Annotated in this window: 23 protein-coding genes and 1 pseudogene; 7 read left to right on the plus strand and 17 right to left on the minus strand. The window is 71.1% G+C overall.

All coding sequences use genetic code 11. The features are described from left to right. Positions 1–4: 4 nt before the first annotated feature. The 9 genes from ACFVWD_RS16060 to ACFVWD_RS16100 all read right to left on the minus strand — a co-directional run bounded on the left by ACFVWD_RS16060 (position 5) and on the right by ACFVWD_RS16100 (position 10,582). Positions 5–565: a hydrogenase maturation protease gene (locus ACFVWD_RS16060; RefSeq protein ID WP_389596614.1), complete on the minus strand. Its 561-nt coding sequence runs from the start codon at positions 563–565 to the stop codon at positions 5–7. Beyond that, positions 562–2,010 (minus strand): hypothetical protein, encoded by a 1,449-nt coding sequence (locus tag ACFVWD_RS16065; RefSeq protein ID WP_389596615.1) that lies wholly within the window; start codon positions 2,008–2,010, stop codon positions 562–564. Before ACFVWD_RS16065 ends, ACFVWD_RS16060 begins: the two co-directional genes overlap by 4 nt. Next, positions 2,007–2,705, minus strand: coding sequence for a DUF6084 family protein (locus ACFVWD_RS16070; RefSeq protein ID WP_389596617.1), 699 nt, complete (start codon positions 2,703–2,705; stop codon positions 2,007–2,009). Before ACFVWD_RS16070 ends, ACFVWD_RS16065 begins: the two co-directional genes overlap by 4 nt. After that, the gene (locus ACFVWD_RS16075; protein WP_168498792.1) at positions 2,702–3,358 is read right to left on the minus strand and encodes a DUF5947 family protein; all 657 of its coding nucleotides are present in this window, start codon (positions 3,356–3,358) and stop codon (positions 2,702–2,704) included. Before ACFVWD_RS16075 ends, ACFVWD_RS16070 begins: the two co-directional genes overlap by 4 nt. Further along, on the minus strand, positions 3,355–3,966 hold the full coding sequence (locus ACFVWD_RS16080) for a hypothetical protein (protein ID WP_389596618.1): 612 nt from the start codon (positions 3,964–3,966) through the stop codon (positions 3,355–3,357). The genes ACFVWD_RS16075 and ACFVWD_RS16080 overlap by 4 nt, the downstream gene beginning before the upstream one ends. After that, a complete protein-coding gene (locus ACFVWD_RS16085) occupies positions 3,963–5,747 on the minus strand; it encodes a nickel-dependent hydrogenase large subunit (protein WP_389596620.1) in 1,785 nt (594 codons plus the stop codon). The genes ACFVWD_RS16080 and ACFVWD_RS16085 overlap by 4 nt, the downstream gene beginning before the upstream one ends. An 85-nt stretch (positions 5,748–5,832) precedes the next feature. Then, complete coding sequence (locus tag ACFVWD_RS16090; RefSeq protein ID WP_389596622.1) at positions 5,833–6,921, minus strand: hydrogenase expression protein HypE; 1,089 nt, start codon at positions 6,919–6,921, stop codon at positions 5,833–5,835. 49 nt (positions 6,922–6,970) lie between these two features. Next, entirely contained in the window at positions 6,971–8,782 is a 1,812-nt protein-coding gene (locus ACFVWD_RS16095; protein ID WP_389596624.1) for an enoyl-CoA hydratase-related protein, read from the minus strand. A gap of 168 nt (positions 8,783–8,950) precedes the next feature. Next, positions 8,951–10,582 (minus strand): family 43 glycosylhydrolase, encoded by a 1,632-nt coding sequence (locus tag ACFVWD_RS16100; protein WP_389596625.1) that lies wholly within the window; start codon positions 10,580–10,582, stop codon positions 8,951–8,953. A gap of 124 nt (positions 10,583–10,706) precedes the next feature. On the opposite strand from ACFVWD_RS16100, the gene ACFVWD_RS16105 reads away from it, so the two are divergent. From ACFVWD_RS16105 to ACFVWD_RS16115, 3 genes are all read left to right on the plus strand, one after another. Continuing rightward, a complete protein-coding gene (locus tag ACFVWD_RS16105) occupies positions 10,707–11,597 on the plus strand; it encodes an LLM class F420-dependent oxidoreductase (RefSeq protein ID WP_389596627.1) in 891 nt (296 codons plus the stop codon). A gap of 180 nt (positions 11,598–11,777) precedes the next feature. Beyond that, entirely contained in the window at positions 11,778–12,176 is a 399-nt protein-coding gene (locus ACFVWD_RS16110) for a hypothetical protein (protein WP_389596629.1), read from the plus strand. Positions 12,177–12,248: 72 nt separating this feature from the next. Further along, positions 12,249–12,653: a hypothetical protein gene (locus tag ACFVWD_RS16115; protein WP_389596631.1), complete on the plus strand. Its 405-nt coding sequence runs from the start codon at positions 12,249–12,251 to the stop codon at positions 12,651–12,653. Between the two features lie 5 nt (positions 12,654–12,658). Here ACFVWD_RS16115 and ACFVWD_RS16120 read toward each other — a convergent pair. Continuing rightward, positions 12,659–13,106, minus strand: a pseudogene (locus tag ACFVWD_RS16120) (class I SAM-dependent methyltransferase); the annotation flags it as partial. Between the two features lie 139 nt (positions 13,107–13,245). On the opposite strand from ACFVWD_RS16120, the gene ACFVWD_RS16125 reads away from it, so the two are divergent. Then, complete coding sequence (locus tag ACFVWD_RS16125; protein WP_389596632.1) at positions 13,246–13,698, plus strand: ATP-binding protein; 453 nt, start codon at positions 13,246–13,248, stop codon at positions 13,696–13,698. A gap of 41 nt (positions 13,699–13,739) precedes the next feature. Here ACFVWD_RS16125 and ACFVWD_RS16130 read toward each other — a convergent pair whose 3' ends face one another. The 4 genes from ACFVWD_RS16130 to ACFVWD_RS16145 all read right to left on the minus strand — a co-directional run bounded on the left by ACFVWD_RS16130 (position 13,740) and on the right by ACFVWD_RS16145 (position 15,634). Next, the gene (locus tag ACFVWD_RS16130) at positions 13,740–14,075 is read right to left on the minus strand and encodes a hypothetical protein (RefSeq protein WP_389596634.1); all 336 of its coding nucleotides are present in this window, start codon (positions 14,073–14,075) and stop codon (positions 13,740–13,742) included. A 234-nt stretch (positions 14,076–14,309) separates the two neighbouring features. Next, positions 14,310–14,714 carry a hypothetical protein gene (locus ACFVWD_RS16135; protein ID WP_389596635.1) on the minus strand — a complete coding sequence of 135 codons (405 nt, stop codon included), beginning with the start codon at positions 14,712–14,714 and terminating at the stop codon, positions 14,310–14,312. 97 nt (positions 14,715–14,811) lie between these two features. Next, on the minus strand, positions 14,812–15,246 hold the full coding sequence (locus ACFVWD_RS16140; RefSeq protein ID WP_389596637.1) for an ATP-binding protein: 435 nt from the start codon (positions 15,244–15,246) through the stop codon (positions 14,812–14,814). Positions 15,247–15,373: 127 nt separating this feature from the next. Further along, on the minus strand, positions 15,374–15,634 hold the full coding sequence (locus ACFVWD_RS16145) for a WhiB family transcriptional regulator (protein WP_389596639.1): 261 nt from the start codon (positions 15,632–15,634) through the stop codon (positions 15,374–15,376). Positions 15,635–15,892: 258 nt separating this feature from the next. On the opposite strand from ACFVWD_RS16145, the gene ACFVWD_RS16150 reads away from it, so the two are divergent. The 3 genes from ACFVWD_RS16150 to ACFVWD_RS16160 all read left to right on the plus strand — a co-directional run bounded on the left by ACFVWD_RS16150 (position 15,893) and on the right by ACFVWD_RS16160 (position 17,243). Then, complete coding sequence (locus ACFVWD_RS16150; RefSeq protein WP_389596641.1) at positions 15,893–16,597, plus strand: GAF and ANTAR domain-containing protein; 705 nt, start codon at positions 15,893–15,895, stop codon at positions 16,595–16,597. A 132-nt stretch (positions 16,598–16,729) separates the two neighbouring features. After that, on the plus strand, positions 16,730–16,996 hold the full coding sequence (locus tag ACFVWD_RS16155) for a DUF6400 family protein (protein ID WP_389596643.1): 267 nt from the start codon (positions 16,730–16,732) through the stop codon (positions 16,994–16,996). Continuing rightward, complete coding sequence (locus ACFVWD_RS16160; protein ID WP_389596645.1) at positions 16,983–17,243, plus strand: hypothetical protein; 261 nt, start codon at positions 16,983–16,985, stop codon at positions 17,241–17,243. The genes ACFVWD_RS16155 and ACFVWD_RS16160 overlap by 14 nt, the downstream gene beginning before the upstream one ends. Before the next feature lie 10 nt (positions 17,244–17,253). Here ACFVWD_RS16160 and ACFVWD_RS16165 read toward each other — a convergent pair whose 3' ends face one another. The 3 genes from ACFVWD_RS16165 to ACFVWD_RS16175 form a co-directional block, all read right to left on the minus strand. Continuing rightward, a complete protein-coding gene (locus tag ACFVWD_RS16165; RefSeq protein WP_389596647.1) occupies positions 17,254–18,444 on the minus strand; it encodes a PP2C family protein-serine/threonine phosphatase in 1,191 nt (396 codons plus the stop codon). A 272-nt stretch (positions 18,445–18,716) separates the two neighbouring features. Beyond that, positions 18,717–19,307, minus strand: coding sequence for an ester cyclase (locus ACFVWD_RS16170; RefSeq protein ID WP_389596648.1), 591 nt, complete (start codon positions 19,305–19,307; stop codon positions 18,717–18,719). A gap of 93 nt (positions 19,308–19,400) precedes the next feature. Then, on the minus strand, positions 19,401–20,432 hold the full coding sequence (locus ACFVWD_RS16175) for a medium chain dehydrogenase/reductase family protein (protein ID WP_389596649.1): 1,032 nt from the start codon (positions 20,430–20,432) through the stop codon (positions 19,401–19,403). Between the last annotated feature and the right edge of the window lie 137 nt (positions 20,433–20,569).

Here is a 20,569-nt window from a genome sequence, read left to right on the forward strand (position 1 = left end):
CTCCTCACTTCGCGGCTTCGCCGACCGTGGCCCGCGGCGCGGACTCTCCCGGTTCGTCGGCCCGCAGCAACTCTTCGATCAGCCGGACGGCCTCCGGTACGGCGGCCGACACCGGCGGGCTGAGCCCGATGCCCTCCTCGACGGAGGCGGGCTCACATCCCACGACCAGCGTGCGGCGCGGCGGCTGCCCACCGGTTCCGGCGCAGAGGGTCCCCAGCAGTGCGAGCACCGTGTCGGGGGTCATCCGGTGGCCGTCGAGCGGTACGCCGTGCGGCTCGGCCGCGTCGGCGCTGTCGTGCTCGATGACGTACAGGGTGCCGGGGCGCTCGCCGCGCGCGGTGGCGTCCACCAGGATCAGGGTGTCGTAGCCGTCGAGGACCTGGTACGCGAGGTGCACGCCCCGTACGCCGATGTCCACGGCCTCGACGTTCGGAGGCAGTTGCCGCCCGGTGAGTACGCGCACGGTTTCGACGCCGAAGCCGTCGTCCCCGAGAAAGATGTTCCCGATCCCGGCGACGAGGACCTTGCCGCTCTCCCGGCGGGGTGGGTCCGCGGACAGGCTCATGCCTCGTCCTCCAGCGGTTCGACCTCGTCAGGCTGGAAGTAGAGGAAGCGGCCCTGTTCGCGGCGGATGTCGGCGCCCGGATCGTCCTCGACCGTCACCGCCAGGTGCACTCCGCCGTCCACGTCGTGCAGCACGGCCTCGACCTTCGCCGCACGGCCCGCAAGGAACAGGTCCTGCGCGTCGGTGCGGCGCAGCCCGGGCCGCAGCAGCACCCTGCTTCCCGCGCCCAGCGAGCGGCCGTCGACGACGATCCGGTCCTGCCCCGGGTCGAAGCCGGCGTCGCTCGCCGGGTCCCACCACGGGGTGTCGGGACGCGGCACGCCGAACTCGTCGGGGAAGCCGTCCGCGACCGGAGCGGACGTCGTTCCCGTGCCCTCGCCCGCTCCGGTCACCTCACGCAGGCTGCGCACCGCCCCGTGCAGGCGCTCCAGGACCTCCGGCGGCATGGTGTCCGCCAGGTCGATCACGGCGGCCGCCCGGTCGTCGGTGCCCCGGGCCTCGCGCTTCTCCTCGTCGGTGAGCGCGGCGGTGCGCAGGGCGAGGATCTCGTCGATCTCGGTGGCGTCGTACAGGGCCCCGGGGCTCTCCGGGGCGATGGCCGGGTGGTCCTCCAGGATGATCGGCGAGGACAGCACCACGTCCCCGCGCCCGGGTTCGCCGGCGAGGACCGGCCAGGTGTGCAGATTGCGGCAGGACGCGACCGCGCCCTTCGCCCACTCGGGGGGATCCGTCATCGACAGGAACGATCCCGCGCTCAGCCCCATGAGGAGGTGGGTGGCGACCAGGGAGCGCGGGAGGGCCGCGTCCCGGTCGGCCGCCGTGCCGTCCGGGGGTGTCCAGGTGCTGGTGTTCTCGACGATCGCGGTCAGCCGCAGCACGCGGTAGGGCCCGTCGAGTTCGCTCGCGGACAACCGGAGTACGCCGCTCGTCTCCTCGTAGCGGCGGACCATCCGGCCGACGGCGCGACCGGTCTCGTCGAGGACGGGCTCGGTGTCCTCACCCGCGGGGCGGTCGAAGGGGACCCGCACTCCGTCGCCCAGGAGTTCGTCGACGGGCACGACCGCCTCGACGCGCTCCTCGGTTCCCTCGTCCCAGGGGACCAGGGTCCGGTCGCCGAGCCGGAGTTCGGGAACCGTCTCGAAGGCGCCGTCCGGGCGTGCCTGCTGGACCGTGCGGCGCCGGGCGCGCAGGAAGCGCAGCTCGACCGCGAGGGTGGCGTTCGCCTTGGGTTCCATCAGGCATTCGGTGTGCTGGAAGTCGTGCTCCTCGCAGTCGGCGCCCCAGGCGGGCGGGACGAGCACGCCGAACTGCCAGCGCAGCCGGTTCTTGGCCGCGGAGGCACGGTACGGGTAGAGCACATAGCCCTCGAAGAGGACGGCGTCGGCCACCTGCCGGGCGAGGGCGAGGCGGGCCTCGGTCTCCGGGGCGAACGTGGTCACGCTCACGGAGCGGTCCTCCCGGTGGTGCTGGTGATGCCGGTGAGACTGAATCTTCGGGGTGGTGCGGGAGCCGCCCCGCCGCTCTCGTCGAGCAGGGCCCGCACGGTCGCCTCCCAGGAGGGCAGGGCCCGTCGGGAGCGAAAGGCGAGCAGGGCGTCCATGGTGTCGCGGGGCAGCCTGATCCAGCCGCAGCCGGGGAAGTGCTGCTCGACCATCTCCCGCCAGGTGGCCACCGGCATCCGGAAGACCGCCTCCCGGTCCCAAGGGACGGGTTCGACGCGAAAGCCGCCCGCTCCGGTGAACGCCGTGCCGGAGAACAGCATCAGCAGCGGCACCTCACCGCTGGTCAGCGCGTCGAAGTAGCGGGTCGCGGCGATGTCCATGTCGTACGTGCACGGCACGACGAGGTCCGTCTCGGTCTCCCCCGTGAAGGCGGGGACCATGACGGAGACCTGGGCGAACTGCACCGGCTGGAGGGTGCTGCCCCAGCGCGAGCGCTCACCGAAGAGGTCGGCGAGCCCCTCGGCCTCCGCGGTCTCGTAGCCGCGCTTGGCGGGCTCGATGCGGATCTGGCAGCGCAGGGCCATGGCGTGGACCGGTTCGTCGCCGGTGGCGGTGATGTGCAGCCGGAAGACCAGGGTCGGTCCGGCGGCGAACCGGTCCGCGCGCACGCCGGTGCAGGTGAAGGCGAACTCCGTCACGCCGGGCGCTCCTCGCGTACGGGGCGGGCGCGTTGCCCGACGTGTTCGAAGAAGGTGTCGAGGGCGGCGCGGGCCTCGGCGCCGCCGTCGAAGCCCTGCCACAACAGGCGCATCCGGCCGACCAGTTCGTAGCAGATGTCGACGGGCACGAGATAGCACTCGCAGCGGCCCTCGTGACGGCGCAGCAGCAGCGCCTCCACATCGGGTTCGAGCAGTTCGGCGAGGCGGCTGTCGCCGAGGACGGCGGTCCACGTCGCCGGATCGAGCTCGCTCTCGGTGGCCCCGGCCGGGCTCGGATAGAGGGCCACCAGCCGGTCGAGCGCGGCGTTGCGGAAGAAGAAGGCGACGCCGACCGGGATCTGCAGCGCCTCCCAGGCACCCGCGTCGAGGTGGTGGTCAGGGTCCGTGAGAAAGCGGTCCGGAACCGCGCGGAAACGGCCCCGTGCGGCGCCCGGCTGTTCCATCAGGAGGGCGCAGGACGTACAGGCGCAGACGATGGCCCGGTGCTCGATGTCCACCAGGTGGCGGTGGCGTGCCTCGTCCACCGCCACCGCGCACAGTCCGCACCGCTCCGGCCGCGGTTCACGTCCGGTCAGGAACCTGCGCAGCCCGGAGCCACGCGTGGCCGGGCGGGGAGCCGGGGGCGCGCTCATGGGGCCTTCGCCGGGGCCGGTCGGGCGGTGGTGCCTGCGCGGGTCCCGGGGCCGGTGCCGATCTGGAGGAGCGGGGGCTCCCCGGAGCGGTCGGCGGCCCGTACCTCGACCGCCGTGACCTCCGGCGCGAAACAGGCGAGCGCGTCCTCGGCCGCCTGCTGGGCCGTCGTAGCGCTCGCCGCGCAGCCGCATCCGCCGCCTCCGGCCGCCCGCAGCCGGAGGGTGCCCGTCTCCTCGTCGAAGTCCACGACGTGCAGTACGTGGTCGCGGACGCTGTCGAGCGCGCGGGTGATGCGGGTCGTCCGGTCCTCTGGGTGCAGGTCGTGCAGGACGAGGAGACTCGCGACCAGTTCGTCGCCGAGCAGGCCCGCCAGGGGATCGCCGGGGGTTCTGCGGCCCACGGGCGTGGACAGCAGGTGGAGCATCCGGGCCAGGCCGGCCCCGTAGAAGTCCATGAGGGCCTGGACGAGTTCCTCGGCCGCCGCGCGGGCGGCCGGGTCACCGGTGGTGGCGAGCCGGTCGAGTACGTCCTCGATCCGCTGTCCGGTGCGCACCGCGTCGACCGCCGGTGCCGCCTTCGTCGCGTCGATGGTCGTGCCCGCGCTCATCCGCCCAGTCCGCTCAGGCCGGTGGGCATGTGCATCTTCTGGACGGTCTTGCCGCCACCGACGTACATGTGCACGCCGCACGGCAGACAGGGGTCGAAGCTGCGAACGGCGCGCATGATGTCGATGCCCTTGAAGTTCTCCGGGGAGTTCTCCTCGAAGATCGGCGTGTTCTGCACGGCGTCCTCGTACGGGCCGGGCGTGCCGTAGGTGTCCCGGGTGCTGGCGTTCCACGGGGTCGGCGGGTACGGGTGGTAGTTGGCGATCTTGCCGTCACGGATCACCATGTGGTGGGAGAGCACACCGCGGACCGCCTCGGTGAAGCCGACGCCGATGCTCTCGTCGGGCACCTCGAACTTCTCCCAGGTCTGGGTGCGTCCGGCGCGGACCTCCTCCAGCGCCTTCTCCGCGAAGTGCAGGGCGACGGCGGCGGTGTAGGCCTGGAAGTAGGTGCGCGCGCGGTTGCGTTCCAGCGCGTTGCTCCAGCGCGGGATCTTCCACTCGAAGGTGGTCTCGGGCTTGGTCATGGTGCGCGGCAGGTTGATGACCACGCTGTGGCCGGTCGCCTTCACATAGCCCGTGTCGACGAGGCCGGACAGGGCGGTGGACCACAGGCGGGCGATGGGGCCGCCGCCGGTGTCGAGGGCGAGGTGGTCCTTGCCGTCGAACCAGCGGGGCGACATGACCCAGCTGTACTTGTCGTCGAAGTTCCGCTTCTGCGGGGCGGGGATGGTGTGCTGGTTCCACGGGTGGCGCGGGTCGACCGGGTTGCCGAGCGGGTCGTGGGTGACGAACTGCTCCTGGCCCTCCCAGTCCTCGTAGTACGAACTACCCAGCAGGATGCGGATACCGAGGTTGATCTTGGTGAGGTCGTTGGTGACGAGCTTGCCGTCGACGATCACGCCGGGGGTGACGAACATCCGCCGGCCCCAGTCCGTCATGTTGGCGTAGGTGAAGTCGCAGTACTCGGGGTCGTTGAACGCGCCCCAGCAGCCGAGCAGCACCCGTCGGCGTCCCACTTCCTCGTACCCGGGCAGGGCCTCGTAGAAGAAGTCGAACAGGTCGTCGTGGAGGGGGACTACCCGCTTCATGAACTCCACGTAGCGCATCAGACGGCTGAGGTAGTCCGTGAAGAGCTGGACGGAGGCGATGGTGCCGACGCCGCCCGGGTAGAGCGTGGAGGGGTGCACATGGCGGCCCTCCATGAGGCAGAACATCTCCCGGGTGTAGCGGCTCACCTGGAGCGCCTCGCGGTAGAACTCGCCTTCGAGGGGGTTGAGGGACCGCATGATGTCGGCGATCGTGCGGTAGCCGTGCTCGGCGGCGTGCGGTGCCTCGGTGCGCTCGGCGAGTTCGAGGACGCCCGGGTTGGTCTCCTTGACCATCTTCTCGCAGTAGTCGACCCCGACCAGGTTCTCCTGGAAGATGTTGTGGTCGAACATGTACTCGGCGGACTCGCCGAGGTTGATGATCCACTCACCGAGGTGCGGGGGCTTCACGCCGTACGCCATGTTCTGCGTGTACACCGAGCAGGTGGCGTGGTTGTCCCCGCAGATCCCGCAGATGCGGCTGGTGATGAAGTGCGCGTCGCGGGGGTCCTTTCCGCGCATGAAGACGCTGTAGCCGCGGAAGACGGACGAGGTGCTGTAGCACTCCGCGACCCGCTTCTGCTTGAAGTCGATCTTCGTGTGGATGCCCAGGCTGCCCACGATCCTCGTGATCGGGTCCCAGGCCATCTCCATCAGGCCGCTACCGTCGCCGGCCGCCTTCGTCTTCGGTGCCATCGTGTGTGTCGTGCCCTTCTTCGCGCGAGTGGTCCGGGAGGGTGTGGACGGGCTGGTGGAGCTGTGTCTCAGGTGGGGCTGGGGTTCACCACGGCGGCCGGTATCCGGTGGTGATCTTGTCTCCCGTGTGGCGCCACTTCGGCTCCTTGTCCACGGTGTTGGTCGTGAGCGACCTGAGTCTGCGGATCACCGCCCCGTAGGCGCCGCTGGCCGTGACGGACAACTTCGCGCCCGGAGGTTCGTCCATGAACGGCATGAACTTGTCGGGGAACCCGGGCATGGTGCAGGCGATGCAGATGCCGCCGACGTTCGGGCAGCCGCCGATGCCGTTCATCCAGCCCCGCTTGGGCACGTTGCACTTGACGACCGGTCCCCAACAGCCCAGTTTCACCAGGCACTTGGGCGAGTCGTAGGTGGTCGCGAACTCGCCCTGCTCGTAGTAGCCCGCGCGGTCGCAGCCCTCGTGCACGGTGGCGCCGAACAGCCAGGACGGGCGCAGCTTGTCGTCGAGGGGGATCATCGGGGCGGAGCCGGCCGCCTGGTAGAGCAGGTACGTCAGCGTCTCGGCGAAGTTGTCGGGCTGGATGGGGCAGCCGGGTACGCACACGATGGGGATGCCGGCGTGCGACTTCCACTCCCAGCCGAGGTAGTCGGGCACACCCATCGCGCCGGTCGGGTTGCCCGCCATGGCGTGGATGCCGCCGTACGTGGCACAGGTGCCGATGGCGACGACGGCGAGCGCCTTGGGCGCGAGCCGGTCGATCCACTCGCTGGTCGTGATCGGCTGGCCGGTCTCGGGGTTGTCGCCGAAGCCGCACCAGTAGCCCTCGGGCTTGATCGACTCGTTGGGGATGGACCCCTCGACGACCAGCACGAACGGGTCGATCTCGCCCCGCTCCCCCTTGAAGAACCACTCGATGAACGTGTCCGCGCCGCCGACCGGACCGCATTCGAAGTCGATGAGGGGCCAGTGGACGGCGATCTTGGGCAGACCCGGCAGATCGCTGAGCGCGATCTGTTCGATGCTCGGCTGCATGGCCGCCGTCAGCGCGACGGAGTCGCCGTCGCAGCTCAGCCCGGCGTTGATCCAGAGGATGTGGATCGTGGGCGTCTCGTCGGCGGGCGCACCACCGGCGTTCGTCGCGCCGGCCGTACTGGGTGTCGCCGCTGTCATGGGACCGCCTCCTCGGGGAGGTGAGGGACAAAAGACTGTATTTCGACCATCAGCTCTCTTGGTACCAGCCATCCGGCCGACGCGAGAGGTCTTCCAGGGCCGTTCCAGTGACAGGCGCCCGCGGGGAGCGCCCCGCTCCCGCCGCCGTCCTCGTGACCGTGGTCGCCACGAGGTCGAGGTGCGGCGGGGTGGACTCCGGTCGTCGCTTGTGGACGAACGCGCGGCGCAGGGCGTGATAGGCGGCGTCCGGGTCGTCGAAGGTGCGGCGCATCCTGGTCAGCTCCCGCTCCCGGAAGGCGGCCAGGGGCTCGCCGCACTCCTGGCGTTCCAGTTCCGCCTTCTTCGCGGCGATCCGCGAGGGTGATCCCGGCAGTGCCGCAAGCCGGGCCGCGAGGCGGCCGACCTCCGCGGCGAAGTCCCCGGGACCGCAGTCGACCACCCGGTCGACGAGCCCGAGGTCGCGGGCGCTCGCCGCGCTCATCGGCAGGGCCTCGCCCAGGAGCCGGTCGGCAGTCGCCGCACCCACGCGGCGCGGCAGTGTGTACGTCCAGTACTCCGAGCCGTACAGGCCCATGAGCCGGTAGTGCGGGTTGAGTACGGCGCCGGCGCGGCACCAGACCTCGTCGGCGGCGAGGGCGAGCATCGTCCCGCCCGCCGCGGCGTTGCCCGCGACGGCGGAGACCACGAGCCGGTCCGTGGTGGTCAGGACCGCCTCGACGAGGTCGTCGATGGCGTTGATGTTGGCCCAGGACTCGGCGGCGGGGTCCTCGGCGGCCTCGATGACGTTGAGGTGGATCCCGTTGGAGAAGAAGTCCCGCTGCCCGCCCAGCACCAGCACCGAGGTGGGCCGCGCGCACGCCTGACGGTAGGCATCGAGAAGGCGTCGGCACTGCGTGGTGCTCATCGCTCCGCCGGGGAACGAGAACGAGAGGACTCCGACGCTCCCCTCCTCCCGGTACCCGATGTCCGTCCAGGTGCGCCGGCGCGGGTCCGCACCATCCGGTGCGGCGAGCTCCGGCAGGGACGGCAGCCGGTCGCCGAGTGCCTGTGCGGCGGGCAATTTGTACGTGGGCGGCTGTCCCGGAGCGCGCCTGCGCCGCAGCTCGGGGATCCAGACCGCGCCGTCCGTCGTGGCCCGGCAGATCGCCCCGGCCCGGGTGGCCAGCAACTCCCCCGGGGCACCGCGCAGGGCGCCCTCAAGGTGGCCGCCATGCAGGTACCACTCGGCGCCGCACAGCACGTCCAGCACGCCGGGCTGCGAGTCCGCAGCGCGCAGCTTGCGCAGGACGGTCTCCGTGGAGTCGGCTTCCCAGTCGATCCGCCGGACGCTCTGGTCGAGGTACGGGCGGATGCGCACCGGGGTGTACTCGGCGTGGGCCGAACCCTGTGGGCGTGGGGTGTGGGTCCCGGAGGCGAAGCGTTCCACGGCGAGCAGGACGGCCTTGAGCGCGGCGTCGGCGATCTCGCCCCGGTACAGGTCGCTCTTGCCCACCGGCGGGACCGCGCAGTCGACGGACGCCCAGACGTCCCCGGCGTCCATGTCCTCGTCCGCCTGAAGGACCGTCACCCCCCAACGGTCGGCGCCCCGCTGGATCGCCCAGTCCAGCGAGGACGGCCCCCGGTCCCCGAAGGGCCCCGGGTGAACGACGAAGCACGGGTACGCGGTCCACACCTCGCGGGGGATCGCCGTCTTCAGCATCGGCGCGAGTACGAGGTCCGGCGCGTGCCGTCGGACGGCCTCGGCCAACGGGCGCTCGGGCAGCGCGAGTTCCACCGCGACCGTGTGCCCGTGGTCGCGCAGTTCGACGTGGACGCGCTGGGTGAGACTGTTGAAGGCGCTGGCCACGAGCAGGATGTGCACGGCGAGCTCCGGCGGCGGACGGTGCGGGCGGCGACGCCCCGGTCGACTGCGATGCTGGGACACGCCGAACCGCCGGGCCCCGACGACAGGCTGAGGGGTCACCCGAAAGCGGACGCCTACCCGCCACCCGGCGGCCCCTCGTCTGCGGCATGACCCACCGGACAGGGCCTAGGTGCGGTACGTCGCCTCGTCGAAGTCGGCGGGCAGACCGCCCCCGGTCAGGTCCCAGGCCCAGAGTCCGACGAACGCGCCGGTGAACCCGAGGGCGCGGATCCGGTCGCCCTCCATCTCCTCTGCGTGTTCGTCGCAGAGCACGGTCGCGTCGAGCGTCGGGCCGAGGGGACGCCAGCCGGGGCCCGTGTCGTAGCGGAAGCGGAGGGCGGATCCGTCGAGGTCGAGACCGAGGCGCAGCCGCGTGGTGTCGCCGAGGGGTTCCCCGCCCGCTTCGTCGACGGTGAGCTCGCCCCGGTCGCAGGCCGCCACGCGCAGCACCGCACGCCCCTCGTCGTCCGCGGTGACGTACAGGAAGTACCAGTTGCGGGTGTTGTAGTACGCGGTGATCCCGGCCAGTTGCTGGAAGGTCCGCGGCCGGTACTCCATCGTCGCCTCGAACGCGCAGCGCGCGGCGGTCACCCGGCGGGCCACCAGGCTGGGGGCGATCAGGCTCTGCGGGGAGCGGCCGCCGCGCAGCCGCAGATGGGAGGCTCGGTCGGTCAGCGACAGCCAGTCGGAGGCCGGGGGCCGGCGCAGCGTGGACCACTGCGGTCCCAGCACCGGCAGGTCGAAGCCGTCGGAATCCGCCGGGTCTCCGAGGTCGTCGTGGTCGTCCGGGCGTGGGCCGGTGCCGCCGAGGAGTATGCCCGGGGCCGGTATCTCCAGGGCGGGCAGGCCGGTGGGGGTGCGCGGCCATCCGTCCGGGGTCCAGGTGACGGGTGCCAGCGCGGTCTCCCGGCCCAGGAGGCAGGGTCCGTGCCGCGTGTGCGGCCGGGCGACGAGGTAGGCGAGGTACGACAGGCCGCCGGGGGTGTCCACCAGGCTGCCGTGCCCGGCCTTCTGGAGGGGCAGGTCCGGGTGGTGGCGGGCGGTGATCAGCGGGCCCGCGGGGTCGCGTTCGTAGGGGCCGGTCAGGGTGCGCGAGCGGGCGACGGTGACCTGGTGGTCGTAGCCCGTGCCGCCGTCCGCGGTCAGCAGGTAGTACCAGGGGCCGCGGCGGTAGAGGTTGGGGCCCTCGATCCAGTCGGCCCCGGGCGGCAGCACGACGGGTTCGGGCTCGCCGACCAGGCGACGCGTGACCCGGTCGTAGCGGGTCGCCTCCAGGCCGGCCGAGCCGCCGTGGCCCGGACGCCAGTCGTGGACCAGGTTCACCAGCCGGCTGTCGGCGCCGTCGTGGAAGAGGGAGGCGTCGAAACCGCGCGCGTGCAACGGCACCGGGTCGGACCAGGGCCCGTCGATCGACTCCGCGGTGACCAGGTGGTTGGGGCTGTCGGTGAAGCCGCCCGCGTAGGTCGACACATTGCTGTAGACGAGGTGGAACAAACCGTCCGCGTGGCTCAGGTTCGGCGCCCACACCCCGCCGGAGTCGGGACACCCGGTCAGGTCCAGCAAGCGGGTGCTGTCCAGTGCGCCGCCCAGCGGCCGCCAGTGCACAAGGTCCCTGGAATGGTGCAGCCGTACCCCCGGGCACCACTCGAACGTCGAGGTCGCCAGGTAGAAATCGGCTCCCACGCGGAGGATGGACGGGTCCGGATGCGAGCCGGCCAGGACCGGGTTCCGTACGACCTGCGCGGTCCGCTGCCGCATACGTCTCCTTCGACGGGCGATGATCGAGAGCGGGTGATCGAAGAGGACCGTAGTGTCGAACACGTTCGCAGGCAACGGTGGTTCTGCCGCCGGGGGCCCGTCCACACCGAAGGGATCGGAATCGATGAACGACGTCACGACCGAGAGCCAGGTCCGCTCGCTCAAGGAGGCCGTCGGGCGGTACGGCATCTGGAGCGGGGGCCTGCGCTCGGAGGATCCGCAGCGGCGTGGCGAGCGCGCCGAGGCCGCCGCCGAGCTGGAGCAACTCGGCTTCGGTGCGGCCTGGTTGGGCGGCAGCGGCACCGCGGAGAACGCGGCGCCGCTCCTCGCGGCGACCGAGCGGCTCATCGTGGGGACCAGCATCCAGAGCATCTGGACGCAGGACGCCTCCGCGAGCGCGGCGGGCTTCGCGGAGCTGGAGACGGCCCATCTCGGCCGCTTCGTGCTCGGCCTCGGGGTGAGCCACGCCAAGACGGCGGACCAGTACCGCCGCCCCTACGCGAGCATGGTCGCGTTTCTGGACGCGCTGGACGCGAGGGGAGTCGCCGCGGGACGCCGGATGCTCGCCGCCCTCGGCCCGAAGATGCTGGAGCTCTCACGCGACCGCGCCGCCGGGGCGCTCCCCTACCTCGTGACGCCGGAGCACACCGCGCAGGCCCGCGAGATCCTGGGCGAAGTCTCCCTGCTGGCACCGGAGTTCAAGGTTGTCCTGGAGACGGACCCGGACCGCGCCCGCACGCTCGCCCGGGGCGTCCTCGCCTTCTATCTCTCGCTGCCGAACTACACCAACAGCTTTCTGCGGCTGGGCTTCGCCGAGTCGGACTTCGCGGACGGCGGCAGCGACCGCCTCGTGGACGCGCTCTTCGCCTGGGGCGACGAGGACCGTATCCGCGCCCGTGTCGAGGCCTTCCACGCGGCGGGCGCGGACCATGTGGCGCTCCAGGTGGTGACCGAACAGACCCCCGACTCCCTCCCGCGCGAGGAGTGGCGCCGACTGGCGGGCATTCTGCTCTGACTCTCCCCTGTGCTTCCAGGTCCTTGCCGGTGCCTGGTGCCCTCCGTGGTGGCTCACATGGTGTAACGCGCTACACCATCGATCCGGGGGGCCGGTCCCTCGTGGCGGCGGGCGGGTGACGGGATCGTTGACGGCAGAGATCGCAACGGACCTGTGCGTCCCCTGCCGAAGGAAAATCCCGTGAAGTCACTGCTCGCCGCCGTGCGGTCGTTCGTCGCCAACCTGCTGCTCTGGTCGTTCTTCGTGGGCGGCCTCGCCGCGAGCTCCGCCTCCGGCGCCGTCCTCGACGGCACGCAGAAGGACGTGGCCACGTACGCCGGTATCGCCGTGTCCCTCGTGGCGGGCTCGCGCATCGCGAAGAAGCCGAGGATCAAGGCGTTCCTGTCGACGCCGCCGGTGCTGTGGTTCCTGTTCCTGTTCAACGGCGCCGTGGCCGCGGTCTGCTACTTCACCATGGACGGCGTGAAGGGGATCATGGCCGCCGTCGGCATGGGTCTGGTCTCGCTGGGTGCGGCCGGCGGCCTCATCGCCGGCCGCCGGAAGAAGCCGGTCCAGGCGGTCGACCAGCCCTGGTACTGACCGGCCGCCCCCGCCCCACTTCCTCTGCCCCCTCGCCCAGTCACGCCCGAATTCCTCTGAAGGGACCCTCCCATGGCCGCTGACCGCCGACGTGGACGCCGCGTCGTCACCCTCGCCACCACCCTGGCCGCCGTCGCCCTGACCGCCGGGCTCGCCACCGGTTGCGACGACGTCGACAACTCACTGGACTGCCTGCGGAACGCCGCCACGATCGCCGACAGCCTCAAGGCGATCAACGAAGCCGGCCTGGACGCCGCGAAGGATCCCACCCAGACCGACAAGTCCATCGAGACCATCAACAAGAACCTCGACAAGATCGGCGACAAGACGGACGACGGCAAGGTCAACAAGGCGGTCGACAAGCTCGACAAGGCCGTCGCCGACTACAACAAGTCCATCTTGAACGGCGACACCAACCCGGACTCCAGCAAGATCGACGACGCGGCCCACGAGCTGAAGAACGTCTGCACGTCGTAACGTCGGGAGCGGCGTGCGGCCCACACCGTGCGCTCGGTGCGCACACTCGGATCGATGCGGCGCAGGATGCTGTGAGGGCTGTCGGTGTCGAGCAACCGGTCGAAAGCGGTCAGGTCCTCGGCCGTCAGGGCGGATGCGACGCTGCCGCGCATGCGACGCAGACTGCTGAGTGCGTAACGGCCTGCCGCGTCGGTGTGGGGTGGACCCATGTCGACGGTGATGGTGCGTTCGCCTTCGACGGTGACCCAGTTCGACGACGGCGAACAGCCCGCCCGGTGCGAGCAGGTCGTGGATCTGGCGCAGGGTGCGGTCGGGGTCGGTCATGTGGTGCATGGATGCCGATGCCCAGACCAGCTCCGGCGTGCCGAGGTCGGGCCAAGCCGTCACGTCGAGGTCAGCCCGCACGATACGCACACGGTCGGCCGCTCCGGCCGCGGCTGGCGGCTCGATCACGCTCCTGGCGGCTTCCATATTCGACCGGTCCATCACCCGAGAGTGGATCACGGCCGCGGAGGTCGTCCGGCTCCAAACGGACAGGTTTGGGCTGAGCTTCCCAGGTCAGGCGTAGTGGTAGAACGCAGAGGAGAGAGGCATGTGTGCGGAGCACTGGACGAACTCCCCGGACACCGCGACCGTCCCCGGCCGGCTGCGTTCCCCCGGACCACACAGTCCGGCCGAGGCACGCGAGGCGGTCAGGCACGCACTCGAAGAAGAAGTACGACGGTCCGGCGGGCGCGACAGCACGGGCGATGCCGTCGGCGACGCCCTGCTCGTCGCCTCGGAACTCACCACCACCGCGATGCTGCACGGCGGCGGTGTCACCGAGTTCGAGGTGATGCTGGTCGACCGGGAAGTGCGCCTGTCGGTGAGCGACCACAGCCGGGAACTGCCCACACCGGCACAACACCCCGACGAACCGGGACTCATGAGGATCGGGGGCCATGGCTGGCCGATCGTCTGCCGCCTCGCCCGCGACATCACCATCGCGGAGCTCCGCGCCGGCGGCAAACGCATCACGGCCGTCGTACCGCTCTCACCTCACTAGGTCCTGTCGTACTCCGGTGGTCGGACGCCGCCGGACCGAGTTCACGCCGTGAGGGCCTGGCGGGGTGTGCCTGTCGCGGAAGGTGCGCCCCGTACGACGGGGCGCACCGGGTACGTCGTCTTCGCCGGATCCACCACCGGGTCGCCCAGCTCGATCCGGCCCGCCGCGTGCAACGCGTCGCACTCGTCCGTGGGCAGGGCCACGTGACAACCACCGCGCCCGGAGTCGGAACTGAGGGGCTGCCAGTACCCGTAGCGGCGCCGCCCGTTGGCATGCACGGTGAGGCAGACGGGAACGCGCTGGACGGTGATCAGACGCATGACCTCGGCACCGCCGGGGCCGAGCGGAGCGGGCGTGCGCGGGAGGGATCGGAGCATCGTCAGCGGGCTCCGATCAGGGCTCGCGGCACGGCGCGGCGTCGGAGGGCGGGCGTCATGTGCGGGCGGCCTTTCGACAGACGGGTTCGATCGCGTACCGCCGGGAGCGGTGACGTTCTCGCTGCTCGGCATTGTTGCGGAGGGCACTGACAATGCGGTCGGGGCTGCTCCGGGGCACTCCCCCGGTCCCGGTCCCGGTCCCGGTGCGGGTCCCGGTCCCGGTCCGGCTCCCGATCACCGCTGGTGCGGCAGTGTCCGTGCGCGAGGGGCAACGGGGGCGCGCGGGGAAGCAGAGGCATGCGGAGCGAGCAGGGCACGGCCGTCGCGAGCGTCCTGTTCGCCCTGGACGAAGGGGTCGTCGGCGGGCTCGTAGGGTCCCGCGTGGTCGGCGAGCGTCTCGGTGACCCGCTCCCACTCCTCGGTCTCCGCCCGTGCGACGACCGCGCCCCGGCCGGTGAGCCCACCACTGCGAGCCGCCTTAAGGGCGATGGCCAGCGCGGACCTTGCCTCGTGGTGCCCCATTCCCGTGGCCGAGCGGCGTACCCGCGCCCACGCGGCACGTTCTTCGTCGGAGGGCTCCGACACCTCGTCGCCCGTGTCGTCGACGGGACCGGACGTTCGGTGCTGCTCCAGGCTCACTGCTCCACCTCGATCAGGTGCGGGGGCTCATGTGTCCTTCGTCAGTCCCGTGTGCCCCGGTCGCGCGAACCGACACCTGCCGGCGGCGAAGAAGCGCTCACCAGGGCAGGAAGGCGTGCACGTCCTTGCCGTCGGGCCGCACCACGACGCTCACCTGCCGGCAGAGCGCGTGGAGGAGGTGCCAGCCGATTCCGCCGGCGCCGTGGGCCGGATCGACGCGGCGGGGCGCGGGCGGCGTCGTGCTGCTGTCGCGGAGCGTGACATGCACTCCGTCGAAGGTGGGGCGGATCCGGAGTTCGAAGGGCCCGGGAGCGTACTGGACCGTGTTGGCGGCCAGCTCCGTCACCACCAGCAGGATGTCGTCCCAGTGCTCGGCCGCTCCGGGCGGTGACGTCCGAGCGAGTTCGCACAGATAGTCGTCCGCCATGAGGCGTGCGTCGGTCACGTTGCGCAGCTGTCCGGGAAAGGTGCTGGTGAGGCCCTGGGGCTCGTCGCCCGGCACTTTCTCGTCCCCGTACGGGTCGCTTTCCATCGCGCCTCCCCGGTCTCGTCGGCGGGATGTCCTGCTCGTCGTCGCACCACGCGTCGTCACACGGGGCGCCCTCGGACAGGATGTCCTCGCACCGCGCGGGCGTCACCCACCGTTCGCGACCCCGTTCCTACGATCCGGTGTCCCGGGACCTGCGGGCGACCGCACGCCGCCTCAGCGCGCGGCGTTCGGTCTCGCTCGTACCGCCCCAGACGCCGATGGTCTGCCCGGTGTCGAGCGCCCAGCTCAGGCACTCCTCACGGACGGGGCAGTGCCGGCAGACGGCCTTCGCCTCCTCGATCTGCGGCAGGGCGGGGCCTGTGCTGCCGATGGGGAAGAACAGATCGGGGTCGACGCTCCGGCAGGCCGCGAACTCGCGCCAGTCGTTCATGGGGGCCTCCTGTGATCGCGATGGTCTTGCGCGATCTGTTGTTCGTGGGACTTCGGTCCTCCTTCGGGTCACCCTTGATCGCACCTGCGAAACAGACGGTTTCGCGCGGACAGCGCGGTTTGAACGAGGAACGACGCGGACAGGCGTGTACGGGCACGGCGCCCCCACATGCCCGTCCGGCGCGGCGGGGACGCCCGAGTGGCAAAATGGGACCGCGGATGAGCGTCGGCGGCGCTTCGACGAACAAGCAGGTGGCACATGTCGCAAGAGCCCGGCGAGGTCTGGGAGCAGTTCGCCGTCGCCCTGGCGGAAATGGCGCGGGATCTGCTGGCCCAGGACTCGGTCCAGGACACACTGGACCGCATCGTGGAGCATGCGACGGTTCTGATCAACGGTTGCGACGACGCGGGCATCCTCACCGTGCGGCGGGGCGAGGTGCGTCCTCTGGCGGCGACGAGCGACGTGGTGCGACGTGCGGACCGGATCCAGCAGGACCTGCGGGAAGGCCCGTGCTTCGATGCCGTGACCGACCGTCAGCAGATCTACACCATCGAGGACTTGAGCCGACCGCATGAGCGCTGGTCCCACTTCGCTCCCGAGCTGAGGAAGCTGGGCATGGGGAGCGTGATGGGCTTCCTCCTCTTCACCGAGGACGACGAGCTCGGGGCCCTCAACCTGTACTCCCGCCGGCCGCGCACCTTCGACGAGGCCGCTCAGCGGGCCGGCTGGATCCTCGCCTCGCACGCGGCCGTGGCCTTCTCCGCGGCCCGTACGCATCAGCAGCTCGGTGACGCCCTGGAGACCCGTCACGAGATCGGCGAGGCCATGGGCATCCTCATGGAGCGCTACGGGCTGACCGAGGACTCGGCATTCAAGCTGCTCAAGAAGGCGTCCCAGGACCACAACATCAAGCTGCGCGAGATCGCCCGCCGTGTCTGCGAAACCGGCGAAAAGCCCGGCTGACCGCTCGGGGCGGGACGTGCGGCGATCCAGGACGAGCGACCCTGCGGAAACCGTCGAAACAGTCGCCGACCTGCTGTGACTTCGGCCACCCCCTCTTGCCCCGGCAAAGAAGGCATACCTAAGTTTCGTCTCATGGCCCCACATAGCCCCTCGCCTTCCGACGGCACCCCGGCGCTGGTCGACTTCTCCGTCGACCTCACCGCGCAGGAGGTGCAACGACAGGCCCAGGTCCTGGCCGCCCTCGGCCCCGACTGGGACCCGATGGAGGTCATGCGCGGCGAGGAGGCCGCGTACGACCTGCTGTACTCCGGTCTCGACGAGGAGCAGCAACGCCTGTACGACGATCTGGTCGCGGCCGGTGTGCTTCCCCCGCGCGGAGGCGGCCATGCTGCCGCTTGACCCGCAGGCGGACCGCGGGCGCCGCGCCTGGGTGAGCTGTCCGAACTGCAACGACAGTCGCGGGTGCGCATCGTGCGAGCAACGGCGCACCTGCTCCGACCACTGGCGCTATCTGCTCTCCAACACCGGCAGCCTGCTCCACCTTCAGTGCCCGTCCTGCACGCACGTGTGGGTCCACGAGAGCGGTTTCGGTGCCACCCGCTCCCTGTGGAACCGCATCACGAGCAGCCGTCCGGATCCTCGCTGATCGCTCCGGCTCAGAGCGCGTGCGGGTCGGCAGGTGCCCGCGGTTCGTCGGGGATGTAGCAGGCGATGAGTGCGGCCGTGTCGTCGTTGAGACGGTTGTCGCTGTAGGCGAGCAGATCGTGGTGGAGCCGGTCGAGCAGTTCCCGGGGCGGGAGGACGCCCCAGGAGCGGATGCGCTGGACGAGCGGGTAGAACGCGCCGTCCCCGTCGCGTGTCTCGGTGACGCCGTCGGTGTACAGCAGGAGCTGATCGCCCGGCCGAAAGGGATGTTCCTCGGCGCGGTACGGCTCTCCGACGAGCACGCCGAGGTTGAGGGGCGGTGAGAACCGGTCCGTCTCCAGTTCGGTGACTTCTGCGGCGCTGATGAGCAGAGGGGGCGGGTGGCCGCAGTTGACGATCCGCACGACACGGTCGGGGGTCACGATTTCCGCGAAGACCGCGGTGACGAAGCGCTCGGCCATGTCGCTGCCGGCGTAATCGGCGGCCCGGCGGCTCATGCTGGTGTCCACCCGGCCCGCCAGGGCGGCGAGGTCGGGTTCGTCGTGGGCGGCTTCCCGGAAGGCGCCGAGCAGGGCGGCGGCGGTCTCCACGGCGAACAGCCCCTTGCCTCGGACGTCACCGATCACGAGGCGCAGGCCGTGCGTCGTGGGCACCGCCTCGTAGAGATCGCCTCCGACTCGTGCCTCCGCGTCGGCGGAGAGGTAGAAGCTCTCCACCAGGACGTCACCGACGCGGTGCGGAACGGGCCTGAGCAGGACGCGCTGGGCGATCTCGGCCACAAAGCGCACGGTGGCCAGCGTGCGCTCCCGTCGCATCCGGCTGACGGCCAGGATGGTTCCCAGGGTGCCGATGAGAGCGGTGCAGAAGTAGGCGGCCACGTAGTGGCGGTCCCACAGGTAGCCGACGGAACGTCCCGCACAGCACGGGGTACCGGCCAGAATCCCTTCGAACGCAACGGCGAAGACGGTGACGCAGACGACCATCACGGGGCCGTGGGCGAAGGCGGCCACCAACGGGAGAGCGATCAGCAGGAAGCTCACCGGCCACTCCACGGGCGTGATCGGCTCGATCAGCAGGACGGCCGCGACGTAGAAGAGGGGCAGCCAGCGCATCCACAGGGGCGGTGCCGGCAACGAGCGGCCCGTGCTGTTCGGGTGCGGCGTGGCGCGCTCCGCCTGCGCGCCGCGGCCCCGCCACCTCACGGTGTCCCGCGGCGCTGTGCGAGGGGCGGGAGCTCGGACGCCACCGAGGCGAGGGGGTGCACCGAGAGCGGGCCCGCAAGCAGGCGACACGACTGACGGCTCGTTTGATGCAGCCTGTTCACACGGAACTCCTGGCACACGGATTCGGCAAGACGCCCAGCCTGCTGGGACTCGGCACGGCGTACCGGTCATTGCTCCACTCAACGGCATGTCAGGCACCGGACCGTGCCGACGACACACCCGTGACCGCCGCTGCCTCGCGGGGACGTGCTTCAGAGTGCCTGGAGCTGGGTGAGCAGGCTCAGGGTGTCGGTGTTGACCCAGTACTCCGCGAACTTGCCGTCCCGCATGCGGAGTGTGTCGGTGCCGGTGAAGGTGACCACGGTCCCCGGCCGGGCCTTGGCGCCTGGGAAGCCGCCGGCGTAGGTGCCGGTGGCCGTCCAGCGCACCGATGCGTAGCGGCCGTCGACCAGTGGGGGGACCTCGATGGTGAAGCGCAGGTCCGGGAATGCCGCGCGGGTCTGGCCGATCCAGGCCACCAAGCCGTCGACGCCCCGGATGGAGCTGCCGTCACCGCCGTCGAGGAGGGCGGCGTGGACCCGGAAGCCGGGCGAGATGATGCCCGGGGCCTGGGCGAAATCGCCGTTCCAGAGCCGCAGCCACGCGTCGAGCATCGCCTTCGGCCTGTGCTCGGCTCCCCGGCGGTCGTGGGCCGTGGCCGTCCGCTCGGCCGCGGTTGCCGGTGAGGTGTCCGCGGCGGCCGTCGTGGCGGTGAAGGCGAGGGCGGCGATCGCCGCGGGGACGAGCAGCCGTGCCCGGTGGCGCCTCGGGGCGGCGGTGTGGGTGGTGGGGGTGGCGGTCATGGCGGTTCCTCGCGTCTCGGGTGGGGGCGGGATTGCAGGGGAAGGTGTGCGCTCGACGGCAAGGTGCGCGATCGGCGGCTGCGCAAGGACCTGCTACGGCTTCAGCACGATCTTCCCGGCGACGGTGCCGGACTCGGCCAGTCGCAGGGCGTCGGCGACGCGGGTGAGGGGCAGTTGGGCGGCGATCTGGGCGGTGACGTCACCGCGCTGGAGAGCTCCGAAGACCTCGGTGAGGTCGGCGCGCAGCCGGGTCCGGAACCGGTCCTTGGCCAGGGCCCGCCCGGCCCAGACGTTGAAGAAGTAGGCGCGGCGGCGGTTGGGCAGCGCGTTCCACAGCCACACCCGGCCGAGCAGCTTGAGCACGGGCCACTGCTTGGAGCCCTCGTCGTCCCGGGTGGAGGCGCTGCCGTACGAGACGAGCGTGCCGCCGGGCGCGAGGAGGTGCCAGGAGTCGACCGCGCTGCGGCCGCCGACGTGGTCGAAGACGGCGTCCACCCCGCCGGGGGCGAGCTCGCGGACCCGTGCGGCCACGTCATCGGTGCGGTAGTCGACGGGGATGACGCCCCGCTCCCGCAGCGCGTCGTGGTGACGCGCCGACGCCGTGCCGATCACCTTCACGCCCGCGGCCCGGGCGAGCTGGACCAGGACCGAGCCGACGCCGCCGTTGGCACCATGGACCAGGATGGTCTGCCCCGCGCGGACGCGTGCCTTGCGGTGCAGCATCTGCCAGGCGGTGATGCCGTTGACCACCACGGTCTCCGCCTCCGCCGCGCCGATCCCCTCGGGCACCGGCACCACATCCGCCGCGTCGACGAGCACGTGGCTCGCCCAGCCGCCGACCTTGACCAGCGCGGCCACCCGGGTGCCGACCAGACCGGGCTCGACGGCCTCGCCCGTCGTGAGGACGGTGCCGACCAGGTCGTAGCCGGGCACGAACGGGAACGCCGGCTGGTCGTAGTACCGGCCGCGGCGCATCTGCTGCTCCGCGAAGGAGACCCCGGTCGCCTCCATCCGGATCACGACCTGGCCGGGGCCCGCGGCGGGCACCGCTCCGTGCCGGATCTCCAGCCCTTCCGGCTCCACCTTGCCCGGCAGTACGACCTCGACGAGTCCTTCGGCGTTCATGACGACCTCCACTGTGCTCCGCGTTGGTTACTCACTTCTGCGTTCGTTAGAAGTTATAACGCAACACGAAGAGGAGAGTCAATAAGTTTTGTGAGACCTTCTAACTCGCGACGCGCGCCCGCCGACGCCCCGCTCCT

The sequence above is a fragment of the Streptomyces sp. NPDC058086 genome (assembly GCF_042885015.1).
GTDB lineage: Bacteria > Actinomycetota > Actinomycetes > Streptomycetales > Streptomycetaceae > Streptomyces.

Bases quoted from the DNA above. Each gene is read 5' to 3' on its own strand.
- ACFVWD_RS16060 (WP_389596614.1), bottom strand. From the start codon at position 565: ATGAGCCTGTCCGCGGACCCACCCCGCCGGGAGAGCGGCAAGGTCCTC.
- ACFVWD_RS16075 (WP_168498792.1), bottom strand. From the start codon at position 3,358: ATGAGCGCGCCCCCGGCTCCCCGCCCGGCCACGCGTGGCTCCGGGCTG.
- ACFVWD_RS16080 (WP_389596618.1), bottom strand. From the start codon at position 3,966: ATGAGCGCGGGCACGACCATCGACGCGACGAAGGCGGCACCGGCGGTC.
- ACFVWD_RS16085 (WP_389596620.1), bottom strand. From the start codon at position 5,747: ATGGCACCGAAGACGAAGGCGGCCGGCGACGGTAGCGGCCTGATGGAG.
- ACFVWD_RS16090 (WP_389596622.1), bottom strand. From the start codon at position 6,921: ATGACAGCGGCGACACCCAGTACGGCCGGCGCGACGAACGCCGGTGGT.
- ACFVWD_RS16100 (WP_389596625.1), bottom strand. From the start codon at position 10,582: ATGCGGCAGCGGACCGCGCAGGTCGTACGGAACCCGGTCCTGGCCGGC.
- ACFVWD_RS16105 (WP_389596627.1), top strand. From the start codon at position 10,707: ATGAACGACGTCACGACCGAGAGCCAGGTCCGCTCGCTCAAGGAGGCC.
- ACFVWD_RS16115 (WP_389596631.1), top strand. From the start codon at position 12,249: ATGGCCGCTGACCGCCGACGTGGACGCCGCGTCGTCACCCTCGCCACC.
- ACFVWD_RS16125 (WP_389596632.1), top strand. From the start codon at position 13,246: ATGTGTGCGGAGCACTGGACGAACTCCCCGGACACCGCGACCGTCCCC.
- ACFVWD_RS16130 (WP_389596634.1), bottom strand. From the start codon at position 14,075: ATGCTCCGATCCCTCCCGCGCACGCCCGCTCCGCTCGGCCCCGGCGGT.
- ACFVWD_RS16140 (WP_389596637.1), bottom strand. From the start codon at position 15,246: ATGGAAAGCGACCCGTACGGGGACGAGAAAGTGCCGGGCGACGAGCCC.
- ACFVWD_RS16145 (WP_389596639.1), bottom strand. From the start codon at position 15,634: ATGAACGACTGGCGCGAGTTCGCGGCCTGCCGGAGCGTCGACCCCGAT.
- ACFVWD_RS16150 (WP_389596641.1), top strand. From the start codon at position 15,893: ATGTCGCAAGAGCCCGGCGAGGTCTGGGAGCAGTTCGCCGTCGCCCTG.
- ACFVWD_RS16155 (WP_389596643.1), top strand. From the start codon at position 16,730: ATGGCCCCACATAGCCCCTCGCCTTCCGACGGCACCCCGGCGCTGGTC.
- ACFVWD_RS16160 (WP_389596645.1), top strand. From the start codon at position 16,983: ATGCTGCCGCTTGACCCGCAGGCGGACCGCGGGCGCCGCGCCTGGGTG.
- ACFVWD_RS16170 (WP_389596648.1), bottom strand. From the start codon at position 19,307: ATGACCGCCACCCCCACCACCCACACCGCCGCCCCGAGGCGCCACCGG.
- ACFVWD_RS16175 (WP_389596649.1), bottom strand. From the start codon at position 20,432: ATGAACGCCGAAGGACTCGTCGAGGTCGTACTGCCGGGCAAGGTGGAG.